At 68.7% G+C, this 17,196-nt stretch carries 14 protein-coding genes and 1 pseudogene; 5 read left to right on the forward strand and 10 right to left on the reverse strand.

Features of this window, described 5'->3' with window-relative positions; genetic code table 11:
- Positions 1-113: 113 nt before the first annotated feature.
- Genes ATK36_RS17790 through ATK36_RS17800 form a run of 3 tightly spaced genes read right to left on the reverse strand, consistent with a single transcriptional unit; the run spans position 114 to position 4,076 of the window.
- Complete coding sequence (locus ATK36_RS17790) at positions 114-938, reverse strand: YceI family protein (RefSeq protein ID WP_098512581.1); 825 nt, start codon at positions 936-938, stop codon at positions 114-116.
- The gene (locus tag ATK36_RS17795; protein WP_098512582.1) at positions 935-3,550 is read right to left on the reverse strand and encodes an MFS transporter; all 2,616 of its coding nucleotides are present in this window, start codon (positions 3,548-3,550) and stop codon (positions 935-937) included. The genes ATK36_RS17790 and ATK36_RS17795 overlap by 4 nt, the downstream gene beginning before the upstream one ends.
- Positions 3,551-3,557: 7 nt before the next feature.
- On the reverse strand, positions 3,558-4,076 hold the full coding sequence (locus tag ATK36_RS17800) for a MarR family winged helix-turn-helix transcriptional regulator (RefSeq protein WP_098512583.1): 519 nt from the start codon (positions 4,074-4,076) through the stop codon (positions 3,558-3,560).
- Positions 4,077-4,303: 227 nt separating this feature from the next.
- On the opposite strand from ATK36_RS17800, the gene ATK36_RS17805 reads away from it, so the two are divergent.
- Positions 4,304-4,729 (forward strand): PPOX class F420-dependent oxidoreductase, encoded by a 426-nt coding sequence (locus ATK36_RS17805; protein WP_098512584.1) that lies wholly within the window; start codon positions 4,304-4,306, stop codon positions 4,727-4,729.
- A gap of 1,013 nt (positions 4,730-5,742) precedes the next feature.
- Here the strand turns inward: ATK36_RS17805 and ATK36_RS17810 are convergent.
- Entirely contained in the window at positions 5,743-6,294 is a 552-nt protein-coding gene (locus tag ATK36_RS17810) for a TetR/AcrR family transcriptional regulator (protein ID WP_098512585.1), read from the reverse strand.
- An 89-nt stretch (positions 6,295-6,383) separates the two neighbouring features.
- Here ATK36_RS17810 and ATK36_RS17815 point away from each other — a divergent pair, with 89 nt between their 5' ends.
- Together ATK36_RS17815 and ATK36_RS17820 are read left to right on the forward strand one after the other, a co-directional pair.
- Entirely contained in the window at positions 6,384-7,895 is a 1,512-nt protein-coding gene (locus tag ATK36_RS17815) for an MFS transporter (RefSeq protein WP_098512586.1), read from the forward strand.
- Between the two features lie 459 nt (positions 7,896-8,354).
- On the forward strand, positions 8,355-9,749 hold the full coding sequence (locus ATK36_RS17820) for an FAD-binding oxidoreductase (protein WP_098512587.1): 1,395 nt from the start codon (positions 8,355-8,357) through the stop codon (positions 9,747-9,749).
- A gap of 12 nt (positions 9,750-9,761) precedes the next feature.
- On the opposite strand, the gene ATK36_RS17825 is transcribed toward ATK36_RS17820, so the two are convergent.
- Both ATK36_RS17825 and ATK36_RS17830 read right to left on the reverse strand, forming a co-directional pair.
- Positions 9,762-10,463 (reverse strand): DedA family protein, encoded by a 702-nt coding sequence (locus tag ATK36_RS17825; protein ID WP_098512588.1) that lies wholly within the window; start codon positions 10,461-10,463, stop codon positions 9,762-9,764.
- Between the two features lie 320 nt (positions 10,464-10,783).
- On the reverse strand, positions 10,784-11,038 hold the full coding sequence (locus ATK36_RS17830; RefSeq protein WP_141544478.1) for a hypothetical protein: 255 nt from the start codon (positions 11,036-11,038) through the stop codon (positions 10,784-10,786).
- 1,115 nt (positions 11,039-12,153) lie between these two features.
- On the opposite strand from ATK36_RS17830, the gene ATK36_RS32905 reads away from it, so the two are divergent.
- Complete coding sequence (locus ATK36_RS32905) at positions 12,154-12,369, forward strand: hypothetical protein (protein WP_098512590.1); 216 nt, start codon at positions 12,154-12,156, stop codon at positions 12,367-12,369.
- 395 nt (positions 12,370-12,764) lie between these two features.
- On the opposite strand, the gene nagA is transcribed toward ATK36_RS32905, so the two are convergent.
- Together nagA and ATK36_RS17845 are read right to left on the reverse strand one after the other, a co-directional pair.
- Positions 12,765-13,955 (reverse strand): N-acetylglucosamine-6-phosphate deacetylase, encoded by a 1,191-nt coding sequence (gene nagA, locus ATK36_RS17840; RefSeq protein ID WP_098512591.1) that lies wholly within the window; start codon positions 13,953-13,955, stop codon positions 12,765-12,767.
- Positions 13,956-13,993: 38 nt separating this feature from the next.
- Positions 13,994-14,572: a SigE family RNA polymerase sigma factor gene (locus tag ATK36_RS17845; protein WP_098512592.1), complete on the reverse strand. Its 579-nt coding sequence runs from the start codon at positions 14,570-14,572 to the stop codon at positions 13,994-13,996.
- A 196-nt stretch (positions 14,573-14,768) separates the two neighbouring features.
- Between ATK36_RS17845 and ATK36_RS17850 the strand changes: the two genes are divergently transcribed.
- A complete protein-coding gene (locus ATK36_RS17850; protein ID WP_098512593.1) occupies positions 14,769-15,053 on the forward strand; it encodes a YciI family protein in 285 nt (94 codons plus the stop codon).
- Between the two features lie 76 nt (positions 15,054-15,129).
- Here ATK36_RS17850 and ATK36_RS34430 read toward each other — a convergent pair.
- Both ATK36_RS34430 and ATK36_RS17860 read right to left on the reverse strand, forming a co-directional pair.
- A pseudogene (locus ATK36_RS34430) lies at positions 15,130-15,279 on the reverse strand (PDR/VanB family oxidoreductase); the annotation flags it as partial.
- A 685-nt stretch (positions 15,280-15,964) separates the two neighbouring features.
- Entirely contained in the window at positions 15,965-17,152 is a 1,188-nt protein-coding gene (locus ATK36_RS17860; protein ID WP_211291895.1) for an IS701 family transposase, read from the reverse strand.
- Positions 17,153-17,196: the final 44 nt, after the last annotated feature.

A 17,196-nucleotide genomic window follows, 5' to 3' on the forward strand; every position in this document is an offset into this window, starting at 1 on the left:
ATTCCCGCCCTTTCGGTGACTTTCGGTATTCCAGCGGTGAACTACCTGTTCACCCGGGACAAACGAACGGGCCGCCCGGAATGGTTCCCGGGCGGCCCGTTCGGTGCGTCCTGCTACAGCTGCGGCAGCGATTCGCCTTGTACGGCCTCGATGTCCAGCTCCACCCTGACGGTGGTGCCGATCGCGGCCACGCCCGCGCGCACCATCGCGCTGTAGTTGATTGCGAAATCATTGCGGTGCAATTGCGTTTCGGCATGGAAAGCGGCACGCACCCCACCCCACGGGTCCGGGCCGTGCCCGGTGTAGCGCAGGTCGAGTTCCACGTCCCGCTCCTCGCCGTGCAGGGTCAGCACCCCGCCCAGCGCCCACCGGTCGGTGCCGCGCCGGGAAAGCCCGGTGCTCTCGAACGTGATCAGCGGATATGCCTCCACGTCCAGGAAATCGGCCGAGCGCAGGTGATCGTCGCGCATCCGGATACCGCTCTCGATGCTGCCCGCCTTGATTTCCGCGCGGACGCTGGAGCGCTCCACCGGGCGCGCGACGTCGATCCGCCCGCCGACGTCCGGGAACCGGACCTTGATGCTGGCGATGCCCATGTGCCGGGCGGTGGCCACCACGGAGGAATGCATCGGGTCGATCGTCCACGGCCCCGCCGGTGGCAGCTCGACCGCCTCGGCGACGGGGGCGAGCGAGATGTCGCCGAGGAGGCCGGCGCCGTCCGAGCCGATCTGCACGGTGCGGGCCAGCGGCGTGAACCCCGGTGCGGTGATCACCGCGGTGTACATCCCCGGGGGCAGCGCGTCGGTGTGCACTGCCCCCTTCGCGTCGGTGGCTTCCCGCGCGACCTGGCGGCCGTTCAGGTCGGTGACCGTGAGCACGGCGTTCTCGACCGGCCAGCCGCCGCTCGAGCGCAGCTGTGCCCGCAGCCCGCCACTCATGCGCGGTCCACCAGGTCGTCGAGCGCCTGGTCGTAGCTCAGCTGCACGTCGTGCTCGGCCTCACCGTCGCCGAGGGTCACCTGGCTGGTCGCGGGCGGGTAACCGCTCGCCACCACGGTGTAGGACCCGATCGGCAGATCGCTCACCACGTACCGGCCCTCACTGTCCGTGCGGGCCACCGCCGAGACATTGCCGTTCGCGTCCAGCACGGTGATCCGTGCGTCCGGCACGACCCGATCGCCCTCGGTGCGGGCGACGCCCTGCAACAGCACCGCCCCGGCCAGCTCGACGTCGTGACGCAGCACTCCGCTGTCGGGCACGGTCAGCGTGACCGCGACCGGACGGTACTGCGGGCCGCTGGCGACCAGCGTGTACTGCCCGGCACCGACCCCGGTGAAGGTGTAGATGCCGTCGTCGGCGGTGATGAACGCGCCGTTCACCTCGCCGCGCGAGTCGGTCAGCGTCACCGTGGCGTTCGCCAGCGGCGTTGCGGAACCGACCGAGCGGACCACCCCGGTCAGCTCGCCCGAGCCGGTGAGCGTGACGTCCAGCTTCGCCGGCCCGCCACCGACCACCACGCTGGAGGCCTGCGGCTGGTGCCCATGCGCGGCCACGATCAACACGTAGGTGCCCGGTCCCTGGGCCGGGATCGAGTAGCTGCCGTCGCCGTTGCCGACCGCCCGCGCGACCTGTCGGCCCTGCTGGTCGATCAGCGTCAGCGCGGCCCCGCTCACGTGGCTGCCGTCCTGGCGGCGCACATGCCCGGTGACCGGAACGCTGCCGGCCTCGCCGCCCGCCGAATTGCTGATCGGCATCGGCAGAGCGCCGGACACTGCTTGCGGGTCACCATGGCCGTTGGCCAAGGCGTGCCTCCCTCCGGGGTTGGCCGCGGAGCCGACGAGAACCGGTTCCCGCGGCGTTTCTTCGAACAGCGATCCGGGCTTCTCCGCGGCCGGCTCGGCGATCGCCGCCGGTGCCTTGTCCTCGTCGAGGTCCAGCAGCGCTTCGCCGCCCTCGACCGCGGCCGCTGCCGGGTTCATGCCGGCCAGCGGGATCTCCTTCATGAACAGCAGTACGAGGGTGCCGAGCAGGGCCACTCCGCCGGCCACGTAGAACACCGTGGTGATCGACTCGGTGAAGCCGATCAGGACCGGTGTCTTCACCGCCGCCGGCAGCGACTGGATGATCCCGGTGTTGCTCTGCAGGTCACCCACCTGTGCGGCGGTGCCGGGTGGCAGGTGCCCGCCGAATGCCTTGGTGATGTTGCCCGGCAGTACGTTGAACAGAATCGTCAGGAACACCGCGACGCCCGCGGTACCACCGATCTGCCGGAAGAACGTGGCCGAAGCGGTGGACACGCCCATGTCCTTGCGTGGGCCGGCGTTCTGCACCGCGATGATCAGCGTCTGCATGCACTGGCCGAGACCGAGGCCGATGATCAGCGCGGCGACCAGCGGGTGCCACAGCGGTGAGTCGTACTCGAGCTGCGCGAAGAAGAGCGCACCGGCGGCGATCAGGATCGTGCCGAGCACCGGGAAGATCTTGTAGCGCCCGGTCCTCGAGGTGATCCGGCCGGAGATGATCGAGCTGGACATGATGCCCGCCATCAGCGGCAGCATCAACAGCCCCGACTGGGTCGGCGTGTACCCCTGCACCACCTGCATGTACTGCGGGATCATGGTGATCGCGCCGAACATCGCCACACCCACGATCACACCGCCGATGATGGCCACGGTGAAGGTGGAGTTCTTGAACAACCGCAACGGGATCAGCGCGGCGTCCCGCATCAGCTTCTCGACCACGATGAACAACACGACGCCGACGCCGCCGATGGCGTACATCCAGATGGACTTGACGTCGCCCCAGCCCCACTTCTGGCCCTGTTCGGCGACGATCAGGAACGGCACCACGGCGACCACCATGGTGAGCGCGCCCCACCAGTCGATCTTGTGATCGTGGCGCTGGTGCGGGACGTTCAGCACCTTCGCGACGACGAACAGCGCGATGATGCCGATCGGCACGTTGATCAGGAAGACCCAGCGCCAGCCGTGCAGGCCGCCCAGGACGTCGAACCCGGCGAAGAACCCGCCGAGCACCGGGCCGAGCACCGTCGAGATGCCGAACACGGCCAGGAAGTAACCCTGGTAGCGCGGGCGTTCCCGCGGCGGCACGACGTCGCCGATGATGGTCATCGCCAGCGACATCAGGCCACCGGCGCCGAGCCCCTGCACCGCGCGGAAGGCGGCCAGCTCGTACATCGAGGTGGCGAAGCTGGAGGCGAGCGAACCGGCCACGAAGATGCCGATGGCGGCGAGGTAGAACGGCTTGCGGCCGTAGATGTCGGAGAGCTTGCCGTAGATCGGCGTGGCGATCGTTGAGGTGATCAGGTACGCGGTCGTGGCCCACGCCTGCAGGTCGAAGCCGTGCAGGTCGTTGGCGATCCGGACGATCGAGGTACCCACGATCGTCTGGTCGAGCGCGGCGAGGAACATGCCGCACATCAGGCCGCTGATGATGGTGATGATCTGGCGGTGGGTCAGCCGCGGTGTGTCGCTGTCCTCGGCCGGAGCTCTCCCCTGCGGCTGAGATTGTTTCTCGACGGTGGACGTCATGTGGTTCTTAGGCCCCCTTGGCCGAAGACACCCCGGGGGTGTCGGACTGCGGTGGAAAGTTGTTCTCGATCCCGGTGTTGAGCCGCTCGAACAGGTTCCGGAGCGTCTCGCGTTCCTCCTGCGCCCAGTCGCCGAGCACGTCGGCCAGCCACAGGTTGCGTTGCTTGCGGTTCTCGTCGAAGACCCGCAGGCCCTCGGCGGTCGGGGCGAGCAGGCAGGCGCGGCCGTCCTCCGGGTCCGCCTGCCGCTCGACCAGTCCGTGCTGCACCAGTGAGCTCGACTGCCTGCTGATCGTGGAGATCTCCGAATGCAGGAATTCGGCCAGCTTGCTGGTGCGTTGCGGCCCCTCGTGGATGAGGCAGAAGAGGATCGCGTACGCGGCCCGCTCGATGCCGTCCGGACCCTGCTTGGCGACCTGCGCCTTCGCCTTGGTGATCAACCGCACGAATCGGACCAGCTCGTTGCTGAGCTGGTCGGCGAGGTCGAGTTCGGCCTTGGGCCGGACGGCGGAGCTGTTCGGTGCCATGGGCGGATCTTTCTGCCGGTGGAACGAACCGTTGCTTGGCGGCTGCAACTAGTTGCCTAGGGCAAGGGTGTGCCCGTTCGGCAAATTCTGCAAGCGTGGAACGCGTGGTTGTGTCAGAGGACACTTTAGTTGTTACGTGCAAGCACATTTACGCAGGGTGGTTTGCCGGATTCCTCCGGCTTGCCTGCTGCCGGGAACAGATCCGGCTCCGGCGGGTTGAACCGGGTATGACCCACGACACAGCGCTGTACGACCTGATCGGTGCCGGCAGGCGGGGCGTCCTCGCGACCCTCAAGCGCGACGGCCGCCCGCAGCTGTCCACCGTCAGCCACCACTTCGATCCGGAGAGCCGCCGCCTGCGGGTATCCATCACGGACTCGCGGGCGAAGACGAAGAACATGCGCCGCGACCCGCGGGTCAGCTACCACGTGAGCAGCCCGGACGGCTGGTCGTACGCGGTGGCGGAGGGCACGGCTGTGCTGACCCCGGTCGCGGCGGCCCCGGACGACCCGACGGTGGACACGCTCGTCGAGCTGTACCGGGCGCTGGCAGGCGAGCATCCGGACTGGGCCGAGTACCGGCAGGCCATGGTGGCGGACGGGCGGCTGGTGCTTACGGTGGAGATCGACCGGGTGTACGGGATAGTCAGGTGAGTTTGCCGAGCTTCGCCACCGTTGCGGGCTCGGCGGTGAAGTCGGTTTCGAGCTTCTCCGCGCCGGCTGGGTGGAGCGCCTGGTAATCGAGGCGGAGCGGCCCGGCGGTTTGGCTCCGGTGGTGCCTTCGCGGACCTTGCGCCGCCGCCAGTGGTCGAGCACCGGGCAGTGCGTGGAAAGACGGCTGAGGAGGTCGTGGGTCCGGGGGGCTTCCCGGTAGCGCACCGCAGACCGGGAATGCGGCGCCGCATGCCAGCCCAACCTCCGACGGCCGACGGGTCGGCTCTGGAGAGGAAACGGCCGACGGCGGGCGCGTCGGCTCTTGAGAGCAATGCGCCCAGTTCTTTGCCGCCCTGCCTCTCGCTATTCCGGAGGGACGTCGTGTGCCGGGCCCCCGATGGCAAGACGCCTTTCGGCCTTCCCTGAACCGCCTGCGTGACTCGCGGGGTGTTCATGACTTTGTTGTTCACCCGCAACGATTTCCGCCAGGCGCCGACTGCGCTGTTCGCCTTGCTCCCTGCGGTCACCGTGGCGGATTTGCGCTGCCGCCAAACGATCCTGGCCCCTGTCGGACGCTCTTGTACTGTCCGCACGCGCGGTTGAGGCAAGGTCATCGCGACTTGTCCAAGCATCACCGCGACCACTCTCCTACCTCGTCCGCTTGACCGATCGGGCCTCCTCCGGGCTTTTCCCTTGCTTCGTAGGAAATTCAGGAATTCGACGGTGGCGTCTGTCGATCCGACACCGCTGATGTGCGCGTCTCACGCGATCCTTGGCAGTTTGTCCCGGCTCGTCGTTCCTTCGGGTCTGCCACGTATCTCGCCGCAGCCCAAGCCCCACGATTCCGACACGACCCGCATCACCCATTCAACGTTCCCGCGCTCGAACCCCTCCATCCGCATCGCCACGGACCCGTACACCCCGCACTACCACCTACTCCCACGTCGCCACCTACCCCACGTCACCATCTACCCCGCATCGCCACCGCCCCACGCCGCCACCGACGAATCTCGTCAATGCTCGACCCCGCTCTGGTCACCCACATCGAGCCGGTTCGCGATGATGTCGATCCGTCCCAGTAGCGAGTTCGTCCCGTCCTCACTGAGCGCCGTGCGCATATAGAGCCCTTCGCCGACAAGTAATACGAGTTCCGCCGTCAACGGATCGTCCACATGCTCCGTCAACAGGTCGCGGAACCAGTTCATGCACCGCAGCGACACCTCGGCCGCGACCGGGTCGTTCAGCACCAGCCGGAGGGTCGCCATGTTCGTGCGGTGCACCGGCAGGTTTTGCGTCACGTCGGTGACCGCAGTGCGCAGGTAGTAGCGCACCACGCCTTCCGGCGCTGCGCGGGCGAGCGCGAGATCCTCCTCGGTGAGCTGCTCCAGCCGCTCGAGCAGGCCGTCGCGCAGGGCGTCCTTGGAGCCGAAGTGGTAGAGCAGCCCACCCTTGGACACCCCGGCGTGGGCGGCCACCGAGTCAAGGGTGATCTCGAGCGGTCCCCGCTCGATCAGGAGAACCTCGTAGGAATCGAGGATGCGGTCTCGTGCTGAAGGTCTGGCCATCGCCCTTGACTATACCGTCCGGACGGTTTACCTTCAACTCGGGATCGAAACTGTACCGTCTGGACGGTGCAAGGAAGGATGAGTGCGCCATGGCGAGGCGCGGACAATGGCTGGCGTTGGCCGTACTGGTACTCCCTGTGCTGCTGATCAGCGTGGATTCGACAGTGCTCGGCTTCGCGCTGCCCTACCTGAGCGCGGATCTCGCGCCCACGGGAGCCGAACAGCTGTGGATCGTTGACGTCTACTCCTTCGTGCTGGCCGGATTGCTCGTTTTCATGGGCACGCTGGGTGACCGGATCGGCAGGCGCAGGCTGCTGCTCTGGGGCGGGGCGGCCTTCGGTGCGGCTTCGGTGCTGGCGGCGTTCTCGACCTCGCCGTTGATGCTGATCCTGGCGCGGGCGCTGCTGGGGGTCGGCGGGGCGACGCTGATGCCCTCCACGCTGTCCCTGATCCGCAGCATCTTCATCGGTGACCGGGCCCGCCGTACCGCGGTGGCCGTGTGGAGTGCGGCGTTCTCCGGCGGTATGGCGGTCGGTCCGGTCATCGGTGGCTGGCTGCTGGAGCACTTCTGGTGGGGCTCGGTATTCCTGATCAACGTCCCGGTGATGGTGGTTCTGCTGATCGCCGGACCGGTGCTGCTGCCGGAGTTCCGTGATCCGAAGCCGGGCCGGTTCGATCCCTGGTCGGCGCTGCTCTCGTTCGGCACGATGCTGCCGGTGGTCTACGGCGTGAAACTCGCCGCCACCGAGGGGTTTTCCTGGACTGCCGGGCTGGCGATTCTCGCCGGGCTGGCGCTGGGGGTGCTGTTCGTCCGCAGGCAGCGCCGGCTGGCAGCGCCGATGCTCGATCTCGGACTGTTCGCCGACCGGATGTTCGCCGGCGCGGTGATCACCAACATGCTGGGCGTGTTCGCGATGGTGGGGCTGCTTTTCCTGCTGCCGCAATATCTCCAGCTGGTGCTCGGATTGTCCCCGCTCGTCGCCGCGCTGTGGATGCTGCCCGCGACCGCGGCCGGCATCATCGGTTCGCTGGCGGCGGCCCGGCTCGCCCGTCGGGTGCGGGTGCCGGTGCTCGTCAGTCTGGGCTTGGTGCTCGGCGTGGTCGGATTCCTGGTCCTCACCGCGATCGGCACCCAAGCCGGGATCGCCGCCGTGGTGGTGTCGTTCGTCCTGGTCGGCGGAGGGGTGGCGTTGTCCGAGACGCTCACCAACGACCTGGTCATCTCCGCCGCTCCCGTGGACCGGGCGGGCGCTGCCTCGGCGATCTCGGAGGCGGGTTACGAACTGGGCGCGGCGCTCGGCACCGCCCTCCTCGGCAGCCTGGCCACTGCTGTCTACCAGTCAGGCCTGCCTGCCGGGGCGCCGGCGACAGCGCACGACACCCTTGGCGGTGCTGTCGCAGCCGCGCACGCCCTGCCGCCACCCGATGCGGCAGCCATGCTCAGCGGCGCCCGCGAGGCGTTCGTGGCGGCACTGCACATCAGCGCCTGGGTCGGCGCCGCGGTCCTGATTTACACGGCCATGCAGGCGTACTACCTGCTGACCCGGCGCCGAAACCGGCCGAGGTCCGGAAATCCGGAGGAGGTGGTGTCGCACGGCTGATTCAAGACGGTTCCACACGACCGCGCCGACTGCCCGGACGAGCCCGGAGACGACCTACGGCTCGGGCTGTGGGTCCAGACTCCGGTCCGAAAGTCGTGGCTAGGCAACGGAAGCCGGTCCCGGGAGGGAGTCACACGTTCGGACCGACGGGCGTCTGTCTGGAAAAGGACCTGCGCAGTCAGGCGGAGCGCCGCAGGAGTGCCTTGGTCGCGGCGCAGGTTCACCCCGTCAGCCCAAGGAGTCCTGTCTGGGCAAGCATAGGCGGCTGTGGTCCGGAGTGACCGGAGGTGACACGTTCTCCCTCAGCCAGAGGTAGAACAGATGGTGCGCGACCCTCATCGCTGCCGTGGCTGGGGTTTGCCGGACGCCTCCAGTCGGCCTGGGGTTCGGCCCGCACCGCGGAATGCTCTTCGGAAAAAACATTCCGCACTGTGGAGTTCCCGGTCTACCATGACGGGTATGAGCAACGATGCCCTCCTCCAGCGGTTGCGGGACCAGCTTGGTTCCGGTGCAGTGCTCACCGACGCCGACGTCACCAGTACGTACGCGCGCGACATGATGCCGCTCGCGCCCGTGGGCAAGCCGTTGGCGGTGGTGTTGCCGGCGGACACCGCGGGGGTGCAGGCGGTGGTGCGTGCTTGCGCGGAGGCGAAGGTGCCGATCGTGCCGCGTGGGGCGGGTAGTGGGCTCTCCGGTGCGGCGAACGCGGTCGACGACTGCGTGGTCCTCGTGCTGACGAAGCTGAACGAAATCGTCGAGGTCGACGCAGGCAACCGGCTCGCGGTCGTGCAGCCGGGCGTGGTCAACCTCGATTTCCGTTCCGCGGTCGAGAAGCACGGGCTGTTCTACCCGCCGGATCCGTCGAGCTACGACTGGTGCACCCTCGGCGGCAACTTGTCCACCAACGCGGGCGGCCTCTGCTGCGTCAAGTACGGCGTGACCACGGATTCCGTGCTGGGGCTTGAAGTCGTGCTCGCCGACGGGTCGTTGCTGAAGACCGGACGGCGCACCGTGAAAGGAGTCGCCGGCTACGACCTCACGAAGCTCTTCATCGGCAGCGAAGGCACGCTCGGGGTGATCACGCAGGCCACCGTCGCGTTGCGGCCGCTTCCGCAGGCGCCGGCCACCTTCGTCGCGGGCTTCGCGACCACCGAGGCAGCCGGTGAAGCAGTCGCGCGGGCGGTGCGGGAAGGACTGGTGCCGTCGCTGCTGGAGATCATGGACGCGGCGTCTATCAAGGCCGCCGAGACCTACCTCAACACCGACCTCGGCGCCGGCTCCGATTGCCAGGCTTTGCTGCTCGGCCAGTCCGACGCGGGCGGCGAGGTCGCCCGCCGCGAGCTGGCCGCGCTGGAGCAGATCTGCACCGACTGCGGTGCCGACCTCGCGTATGCCACCGACGACCTCGAAGAGGGCCGGATGCTGCTGCAGGCCCGGCGCGTGGTGCTCACCGCGCTGGAAACCTACGGTGTCTGGCTCACCGATGACGTCTGCGTGCCTCGCACCCGCATCGCCGAATTGATCCGCGGTTGCGAGCGGATCAGCGAAGAGGTGGGCCTCAAGATCGCCGTGGTCGGCCACGCCGGCGACGGCAACATGCACCCGACCATCGTCTACTCGCCGGACTCCGAAGCGGAATTCGCCCGCGCACAGCAGGCGTTCGACGAAATCCTGGAGGTCGGTCTGTCGCTCGGCGGCACCGTCACCGGTGAACACGGCGTCGGCAAGATCAAACGCGAGTGGCTCGCCCGGGAAATCGGCCCGGTCGGCATCCGGGTGCATCGGCAGATCAAGCAGGCTCTCGACCCGGAGAACCTGTTCAACCCCGGTTCGATGTTCTCGATGGCCGACTGAGCCGGCGGACGGTCAGTCGCGCACCCGCGGGATCTGCTGGGTGACCTCACCGGCGTCCTCGGCCGGCGCGTTCTTGCTGCGCCGTCCACGCAGGTACTCGATCGCGATCGGCACCACGGACACCAGCACGATCACGATGAAGATCGCGTCGACGTTGTTGCGGATGAACTCGATGTTGCCGAGGACCGCGCCGAGCACCGTGATCCCCGCGGCCCAGAGGATGCCGCCCAGCACCGTGTAGGTGAAGTAGCGCTTCGGGTCCATCCGCCCGATCCCGGCGATCCAGGTGATGAAGGTCCGCACGAACGGCACGAAGCGCGCGAGCACCACGGCCTTCGGGCCGTGCTTCTCCAGGAATCCGTGCGTCTTGTCCACGTACTCCTGCTTGAAGATCTTCGAATCGGGCCGGTTGAACAGCTTCGGCCCGACGAAGTAGCCGAGGTAGTAGCCGCCGACGTTGCCTGCCAGTGCGGCGATCGTGACCAGCACGCACACCAGCCACAGTGGAGCTTTGAGCGTGTCGTTCGCAATGAACAACCCCGCGGTGAACAGCAGGGAGTCCCCCGGCAGCACCGGGAAGATGCTGCTCTCGATAAAGATGATCAGGCACAGCACGGCGATGACGGGAGCCGTCAACCCGCTCAGCAGGTGCTGCGGATCCAGCCACGACGGCAGGAGGGACATGGTCGTCACTGTGCTCTGCGCGAGAATCACACCGAAAACGGTACAGGGTGACGCTGTGTGCTTTCATCGGGCAAGGAATCGCAGGTCAGCGAGCATCACCCGGACATATCGGACGCGACCGCCCGGCGGGCTCCGACTCGCGGCGGAAACGTGACGAAACGGCCGGAGCGGTACGAGTAGCCGGATGGCCGGACGGACATGCCGCGATCACGCGCGGACTCGGCTGGGAAGTGTGGCTACTTGATGGGCGTCGCTACCGATTCGTCGTGTGGTGGCAACGGTTTTGGCGGTGTCGGTGGCCATGGCTGGGCCGAATGAATGGCCGTGGCCGGGCCGAGATGTCGCGGTCGTCAGATCAGGGTCAGCAGGCCGATCACCGAACCGGCGGCGAGGCCGAGCAGGAGCGCGAGCAGCAGGATCCAGTGCGCAGGCAGCGGACCGGCCTGTTGGATCGGCTGGACGCTGGTGCCGGAGGTGGCCGGCTCGGCGTCTTCGAGTGCGGCGCGTTCGCGTTCCAGGGAGTCGGCGCCAGCGCCGGACAGGAGGCCATAGCGGGGTGGCAGTTCCGTCGTGGGGCCTGTTGCCCTTGCCCGGCGGCTTGTCACGCCGGGAGCGTACGCAGGGGAGGCACCGGGGTGGATCGGGCCGGCCACGGCGGAACTCGGGATGGCCGGGTATGAACCGGAGTGGCCCGGAGCAGCAGGGCTCGGGACTGCGGGGAACGAACCCGTCGACCCGGAGGCGTGCAGCGGCCGACCAGGCGTGGCCGGACCGGAGTCGGTCGCGCTTGCTGCCTGACCGACTTGACTGGTGCTGTGGTTGCCCTGGCCCGCGGCGGCCGGGCCTGCGGCTGGAGTGCCGGGGCCGGTTGGGCTCGCATCGGCGTTGCCTGGACCGGGATCGGTGGGGACGGTGTTTGCCGGACTGGCGCCGGTGGGGCCGCCGCTCGCCGTGCCGGAACTGGTGAGACCGGCACCAGCGGAGGCGGCAGAGTCTGTGGGGCCGGCACCAGCGCGAGCAGAGCTGGACTCGCCGGTGGTGTTGGTGCCTGCGGGAGTGGAGTTGGGCTGGCTGGTGGCGGAGTTGCCGGTGACGGACCTGGCGGGGCCGGTGCCTGGGGTACCGGAGGCACCGGGGCTGGGCTTGCCGGAGGCGGCTGGGTCAGTGCCGGTGAAGCCGGGGTTGGTTCGGCCGGTGCCGGTGCCGGTGCCGGTGCCGGTGCCGGGATCGGGATCGGGATCGGGGGTGGGCTGGGCGGTGCCAGCACCAGCTGAAGCGGAATCAGCCGGAGCAGGACCGGGCGGGTTGGAGCCGGTGGGTTTGGCGCCCGCGGCGCCAGACCCGGTGCGGTCGGGGCTTGCTGGGACTGTGCTTGTCCTGTCGGGACCTGCCGGGTTCAGCGAGGGCGAAGCGGCGCCGCGGGCCAGGATCGGACCGGCCTTGCCCTCATCCGAACTGCCTGAACCGCCCTGATCCGGTGTGCTCGGAGTGCCCTGATCCGGAGCGTTCCGGCCTGGATCCCCGTCGCCCTGGGGTGCTGGATCGCCTTCGGGCGGAGTGCTCCGGGCTGGGCCGTTCTGGTCCGAGGGGCTCGGGTTGCCTTTTCCTGCGGCGGCCGAAGCATCCGGAGCGGCCGGAACGCCCGACGTGCCCGGACCGGATACAGCCGGAGCACCCGAGGCACCCAGAGAGCTCGACGCCGCGGGAGTACCTGGCGCAGATGGGATGCCTGGCTCGGCTGGAGTGCCCGACGCACCTGGAGTGGCCGACGCGGCGGGAGTACCTGGCGCAGATGGGATGCCTGGCTCGGCTGGAGTGCCCGACGCACCTGGAATGTCCGACGCGGCTGAAGTACCTGACGGACCCGGAGTCCCCGATGTGGCTGGACTACCTGAAATGCCCGGCGTACCCGATGTGGCCGAAGCGCCTGACGTAGCTGGAGTGCTTCGCACACCTGACGCACCCGGAGCCCCCGATGCGGCTGGAGTACCTGAAGAGTCCGACGTGGCCGAAGCACCTGACGCGCCCGGCGTATCCGACGCACCCTGAGCACCTGCCGCTGCCGGACCGTTCGACTCGCCCGGAGCCGGAACGCCCGGAGCCGGAACGCCCGGAGCCGCCGCACCCGCCGCACCCGCCGCACTCGCCGTCGGACCATCCGACGCACCCCGAGCCGCCGCACCCGGAGCGGGTTCGGCCCGGCTGCTCGAGCCTGGAGCCAGATGCGGTGCGAATGCCGCCTGTGCGCGCAGCGCCTCGGCCAGCAGGCGCTCCGGGTCCTTCGGCTCGCTCATCCGCTCCGTCTTTCTCCGGGGTCTCGGGGTCTCGCGTTTACGTGCTCAAGGTAGCCCTGCCGACCTCGGCCACCCACTCGCCCTGGCGCAGGACGCGGGTCGGGCGCAGGTCGTCGTCCAGTACTACCGCGTCGGCGGCCAGGCCGGGGCGCAGGGAACCCGTGCGGTCCGCGATGCCCAGCAGTTCCGCGGGGCGTCCGGAGGTGGCCCGGACGGCTTCCAGGACCCCGAGTTTCGCCCCCTTCACCAGGTTCCGGAAAGCGGCGTCCATCGTCAACGTGCTGCCGGCCAGTGAACCGTTGGGCAGGGTCGCCACCCCATCGTGGACGTCGACCTCCAGGCGGCCGAGGGTGTAGCGGCCGTCGGCGGCGTCGGTGGCCGACATCGCGTCGGTGATCAGCATGGTCCGGCCCTGGCCGGCGTGGTTCGCGGCCAGGCGGACCACGGTCGGGTGCAGGTGCACGAGATCGCAGATCAGCTCGACGGTCACCCGTTCGTCGTCGAGCAGTACGCCCACCGGGCCCGGTTCGCGATGGTGCAACGGGCGCATCCCGTTGAACAGGTGGGTGGCCACCGTCGCGCCCGCGTCGATCGCGGGGACCAGCTGTTCGGCGACGCCGTCGGTGTGCCCGATCGCGGCGAGCACACCGGTTTCGGCCAGCTGGCGGACGGCCTTGACCCCGCCGGGCAGCTCCGGGGCGAGGGTGACCATCCGGATCGCGCCGTGTCCGGCCCGGAGCAGCTTCTCCACGGTGCGGGTATCCGGTTCGCGCAACGTGTCCGGATCGTGTGCCCCGCAGCGGGCCCGGGAGATGAACGGGCCCTCCAGGTGAATCCCGGCCAGCTCACCTTCCTGCACCAGCTCGCGCAGCGCGGCGATCTGCTCGGTGAGCAGGTCGACCGGATCGGAGACCAGGCTGGCCAGCGTGGTCGTGGTGCCGTGCCGCCGGTGCGCGCGCACCGCGGTGAGGACCTCGTCGGCGTCCAGTGTGGAGAACGAGCTGCCGCCACCGCCGTGGCAGTGGGTGTCGATGAACCCGGGCACGACCAGGCCCCCGCCGACGTCGACGAGTTCGGTTTCCGGGCCGCCCGGGGGCGTTCCGGTGCCGAGCGCGCTGATCCGCCCGTCCGACACGGACAGCCAGCCGTTCTCGAGAACGTGGTCCGGGGTGGCGATGCGGCCACCCGTGATGACGAAATCTCCGGCGTGCTTCACACACTCCAGCATATATTGGTCTGGACCAGATCTGGGGTCATCCCACCGGGTCACAGTTGCGGTGCCTGCATTGCCTTCTGCAGCGCCTCCAGCGCTCGGCTGGCGGTTGACTTCACGGTCCCCTTCGAGATACCCGCGGCCTCGGAGATCTCGGCTTCGCTGAGCCCGCCGTAGTACCGCAGCACGAGCACCTCGCGCTGTCGCGGCGGCAGCTTCGAAAGCGCGCTCACGACGGCCTGATGCTCGCTGGAAAGCATCGCGAGGCTTTCCGCGGACCGGGCGTTGACCGCGTGCGGCGGCACGTACTCGCGCGCGGTCTTGCGCCGGCGCAACACGCTCCGCGATCCGTTGACCACGGCGGTGCGCAGGTAACCGACAGCGGCCGCGGCGTCACGCAGCCGCCCCCAGTTGCGGTGCAGGCCGGTGAACGCCTCCTGCACGACGTCCTCGGCCGTGGCCGGCTCGTCCACCAGGAGTATCGCCAGCCGGACCAGCCGCATCCGGTGCTGTTTGTACAGGTCTTCCAGGGTCAGCGGAGCGGCCGGTGGCTGCACCGGTGCCGGTCCGTCCATGGTCCGCAAGTGCCCGAGGGTCGCCTCGACACTGCGTTCCGCGTTCCCCTCGAGCATGTTTCTCCGCCTGTCCTCGACATATCGGGTCAGCGGACCTGTGGCGGCTCCGGTTAGCACAGCGGGCACACAGGTGCTGACGCCCACCTAGGGTATCGGGTCGCCCCGACCCCGCCACTGATCGGATGCTGGGATCACTCCGCCGGGCACAGGTAGCGTCCCTGCGGTCACCGCAACCTCTACCCGGGAGATCCGCATGGCCTGGTACCTCGTCGAAATCCGCTACGTGCCGGAGAAACTGGCGGACGTTCGTCCCCGCCACCGTGCGTACCTGACCGAGCACGCCGCGCAGGGCCGGGTCGCGGTCGCCGGTCCGCTCGGCGACGACACCGGCGGCCTCGGGCTCTGGCAGGCCGAGAGCGAGGCGGAACTGCAGACCCTGATCGACAACGACCCGTACTACCTGGAAGGTGTCGTGGCAGAACGTTCGGTCCGCGAGTTCCGGCCGGTGCTCGGCTCTTGGTTGCCCGGCCAGGACTAGAGATCCAGGACGGCGGGCATATCCGCATCTGCCCGCCGTCCACGGTCGGCACCGCGCAGGTGCCGCAGAAGCCCTGCCGGCACGAGTAGGGCAGGTCCGGCAGCACTTCCCGGAGCGCGTCGAGCGGTCCGTGGGTACCCGTCAGCGTGCGTTCGCTGCGGCGCAGGACCAGGAGGAACGGGCGACCGGCCACGATCGGCGGCGGGGCGAACCGCTCGAAGTGCACGGCTGCGGCGAACCCGGACGCTGCCGATCATCGGCGCCGAGCCACAGCAGTACACTGCGGCGCCGGGCGTCATCCCGGTCAGCAGCTCCGCGCCGGAGGCCGGGATGCCGAACTCCGTGGTCGGCCCGAGCCGGACTCGTTCCGGTGCCAGTGTGGCGAGTTCGTCCGTGAACGGCATCGATGCCCGGTCCGGTCCGGTGTAAACCAGCCGCCTGGCGCATCATCGGCAGGATCGGGGTGATCCCGATCCCGCCCGCCACGAAGTGGTACGCCGGAGCGGCGGCGAACGGGAACGCATTGCGCGGCCCGCGCACGGTCACGCGGGTTCCCGCCGTCAGCGCGTGTGCCTCCGCGGACGCGGCACCGAGGCGTCGCACCGCGATCCGGTCAGGGTCCCGGCAAAGTTTGCCTAAGCCCCGTGATCAGCAGAGTGAGCCGTGGCTGCCGCGTCATCATCGATGGCGCCTGCCATCTTCGTCGATCACGCCCGGCAACGCACGATGCGGAGCTATTCGAGGCGCGACTACCTCGCGCTGTGCGCCAGACCTGTCCCGAAGTCTGTGAAGGGGCCCTTCACAGACTCTGATAGGGCTTTGTTATGGGGGTAGTTCTCGTTGGCAGAGGGCGCAGGCCCCGGTCCAGCACGTGAGCAGGTTCTGCAGGAGCAGGGCGACCTGTCCGAGTGTCAGGCCGGGGCCGCGTTTTTTAGTGTGCGGGCGCGGTATTCGGTGAGGAACAGCAAGGCCGCGGTGACGAGCGTGACGTGGCGGTGCCAGCCTGGCCAGGTGCGGCCTTCGAAGTGGTCGATACCGAGGGTGTTTTTGAGTTCGCGGTAGCTGGTCTCGATGGCCCACCGGGCTTTGGCGAGCCGGACCAGGCGCGTGATGGTGGGGCGGGCAACGCCGGGAAGGTGAGCCAGCCATACGTGGGCAGGCTCGTCTGGTTTCTTGGTGTCCCATTGGATCAGCAGCCACCGGTCGGGCAGGCAGGTTTTCGCCGCGGACGCTCGTTGCCGTACCGGCCTTCCGGCCTCACGTACCCGTAGCAGGCTGAAATGGGCCACCCGTTCACCGTCGTCGGTGTGCCAGGACACCGGGGTCTTGGTGGCACCGGCGGCGATGCCGGTAGCCGGCAGGTGTTTGCCTTCGCGTGCCCACGCGGTGTCGGGTTCCCGACGCCAGGGCAGCAGGCTGATGTCGTGGTTGACCTGCACCACGAACCCCAGACCACGACCGGCGAGACCGTCCCGGAACTCACCGGCCCGGCCGTAGTCTTCATCAGCCACCACCGGAGGTGGTGTGAGTTTCTGCTCGGCCAGCTCGTCGAGAGCGTCCAGCGCCAGTTGCCACTTGGGGCGATGGCGGACGTCGTCGGGGACCCGGGCGGGTCCCCGACGTTCGCCCGAGAGTTCCGGGTTCCACGACTCGGGCATGAACAACCGCCACGCCAGCGGCACCACACCGGTCCTGCCGCACGCGGTCACCGACACCGCGGCCTGACAGTTGGCCTGCCCACCGACCCGCCCGGAATGCTGACGAGCCACCCCGACACTGTCGTGACCGTCTTTGAGGAACGTCGTGTCATCGATCGCCCACACCGCCGGGCGCAGCAACCGCTGCGCCCGCGCCGCGATCCGGTTCTGCACCGGCTCCCACCGCCACGGCGAGTCCGTGACCAGATGATTCAAACTCTGCGCAGACACCCCCAGCACCCGCCCCATCCCGGTCGCGGTCTTGCGCTTCACGTCGGTCAGCAACGAACCCCGCAGATGATGCACGCACATATCCGCCCGCCGCTCGGCACCCGCAACCGGCTGCCCCGGCACGAACACCTCCCCCACGAACCGCTCCAGCTCACCATTCAACGCCCCCACCACAGCAAGATCCACACCAGAATCACACCACAAGATCAACAACT

Origin of the sequence: Amycolatopsis sulphurea (genome assembly GCF_002564045.1) — a bacterium.
GTDB classification, from domain to species: domain Bacteria; phylum Actinomycetota; class Actinomycetes; order Mycobacteriales; family Pseudonocardiaceae; genus Amycolatopsis; species Amycolatopsis sulphurea.

Coding starts and splice junctions, on each gene's coding strand:
- ATK36_RS17805 (WP_098512584.1), top strand. CDS start 4,304: ATGACCCACGACACAGCGCTGTACGACCTGATCGGTGCCGGCAGGCGG.
- ATK36_RS17850 (WP_098512593.1), top strand. CDS start 14,769: ATGGCCTGGTACCTCGTCGAAATCCGCTACGTGCCGGAGAAACTGGCG.
- ATK36_RS17795 (WP_098512582.1), bottom strand. CDS start 3,550: ATGACGTCCACCGTCGAGAAACAATCTCAGCCGCAGGGGAGAGCTCCG.
- ATK36_RS17790 (WP_098512581.1), bottom strand. CDS start 938: ATGAGTGGCGGGCTGCGGGCACAGCTGCGCTCGAGCGGCGGCTGGCCG.
- nagA (WP_098512591.1), bottom strand. CDS start 13,955: ATGCTGGAGTGTGTGAAGCACGCCGGAGATTTCGTCATCACGGGTGGC.
- ATK36_RS17810 (WP_098512585.1), bottom strand. CDS start 6,294: ATGGCCAGACCTTCAGCACGAGACCGCATCCTCGATTCCTACGAGGTT.
- ATK36_RS17815 (WP_098512586.1), top strand. CDS start 6,384: ATGGCGAGGCGCGGACAATGGCTGGCGTTGGCCGTACTGGTACTCCCT.
- ATK36_RS32905 (WP_098512590.1), top strand. CDS start 12,154: ATGGGATGCCTGGCTCGGCTGGAGTGCCCGACGCACCTGGAGTGGCCG.
- ATK36_RS17820 (WP_098512587.1), top strand. CDS start 8,355: ATGAGCAACGATGCCCTCCTCCAGCGGTTGCGGGACCAGCTTGGTTCC.
- ATK36_RS17845 (WP_098512592.1), bottom strand. CDS start 14,572: ATGCTCGAGGGGAACGCGGAACGCAGTGTCGAGGCGACCCTCGGGCAC.
- ATK36_RS17800 (WP_098512583.1), bottom strand. CDS start 4,076: ATGGCACCGAACAGCTCCGCCGTCCGGCCCAAGGCCGAACTCGACCTC.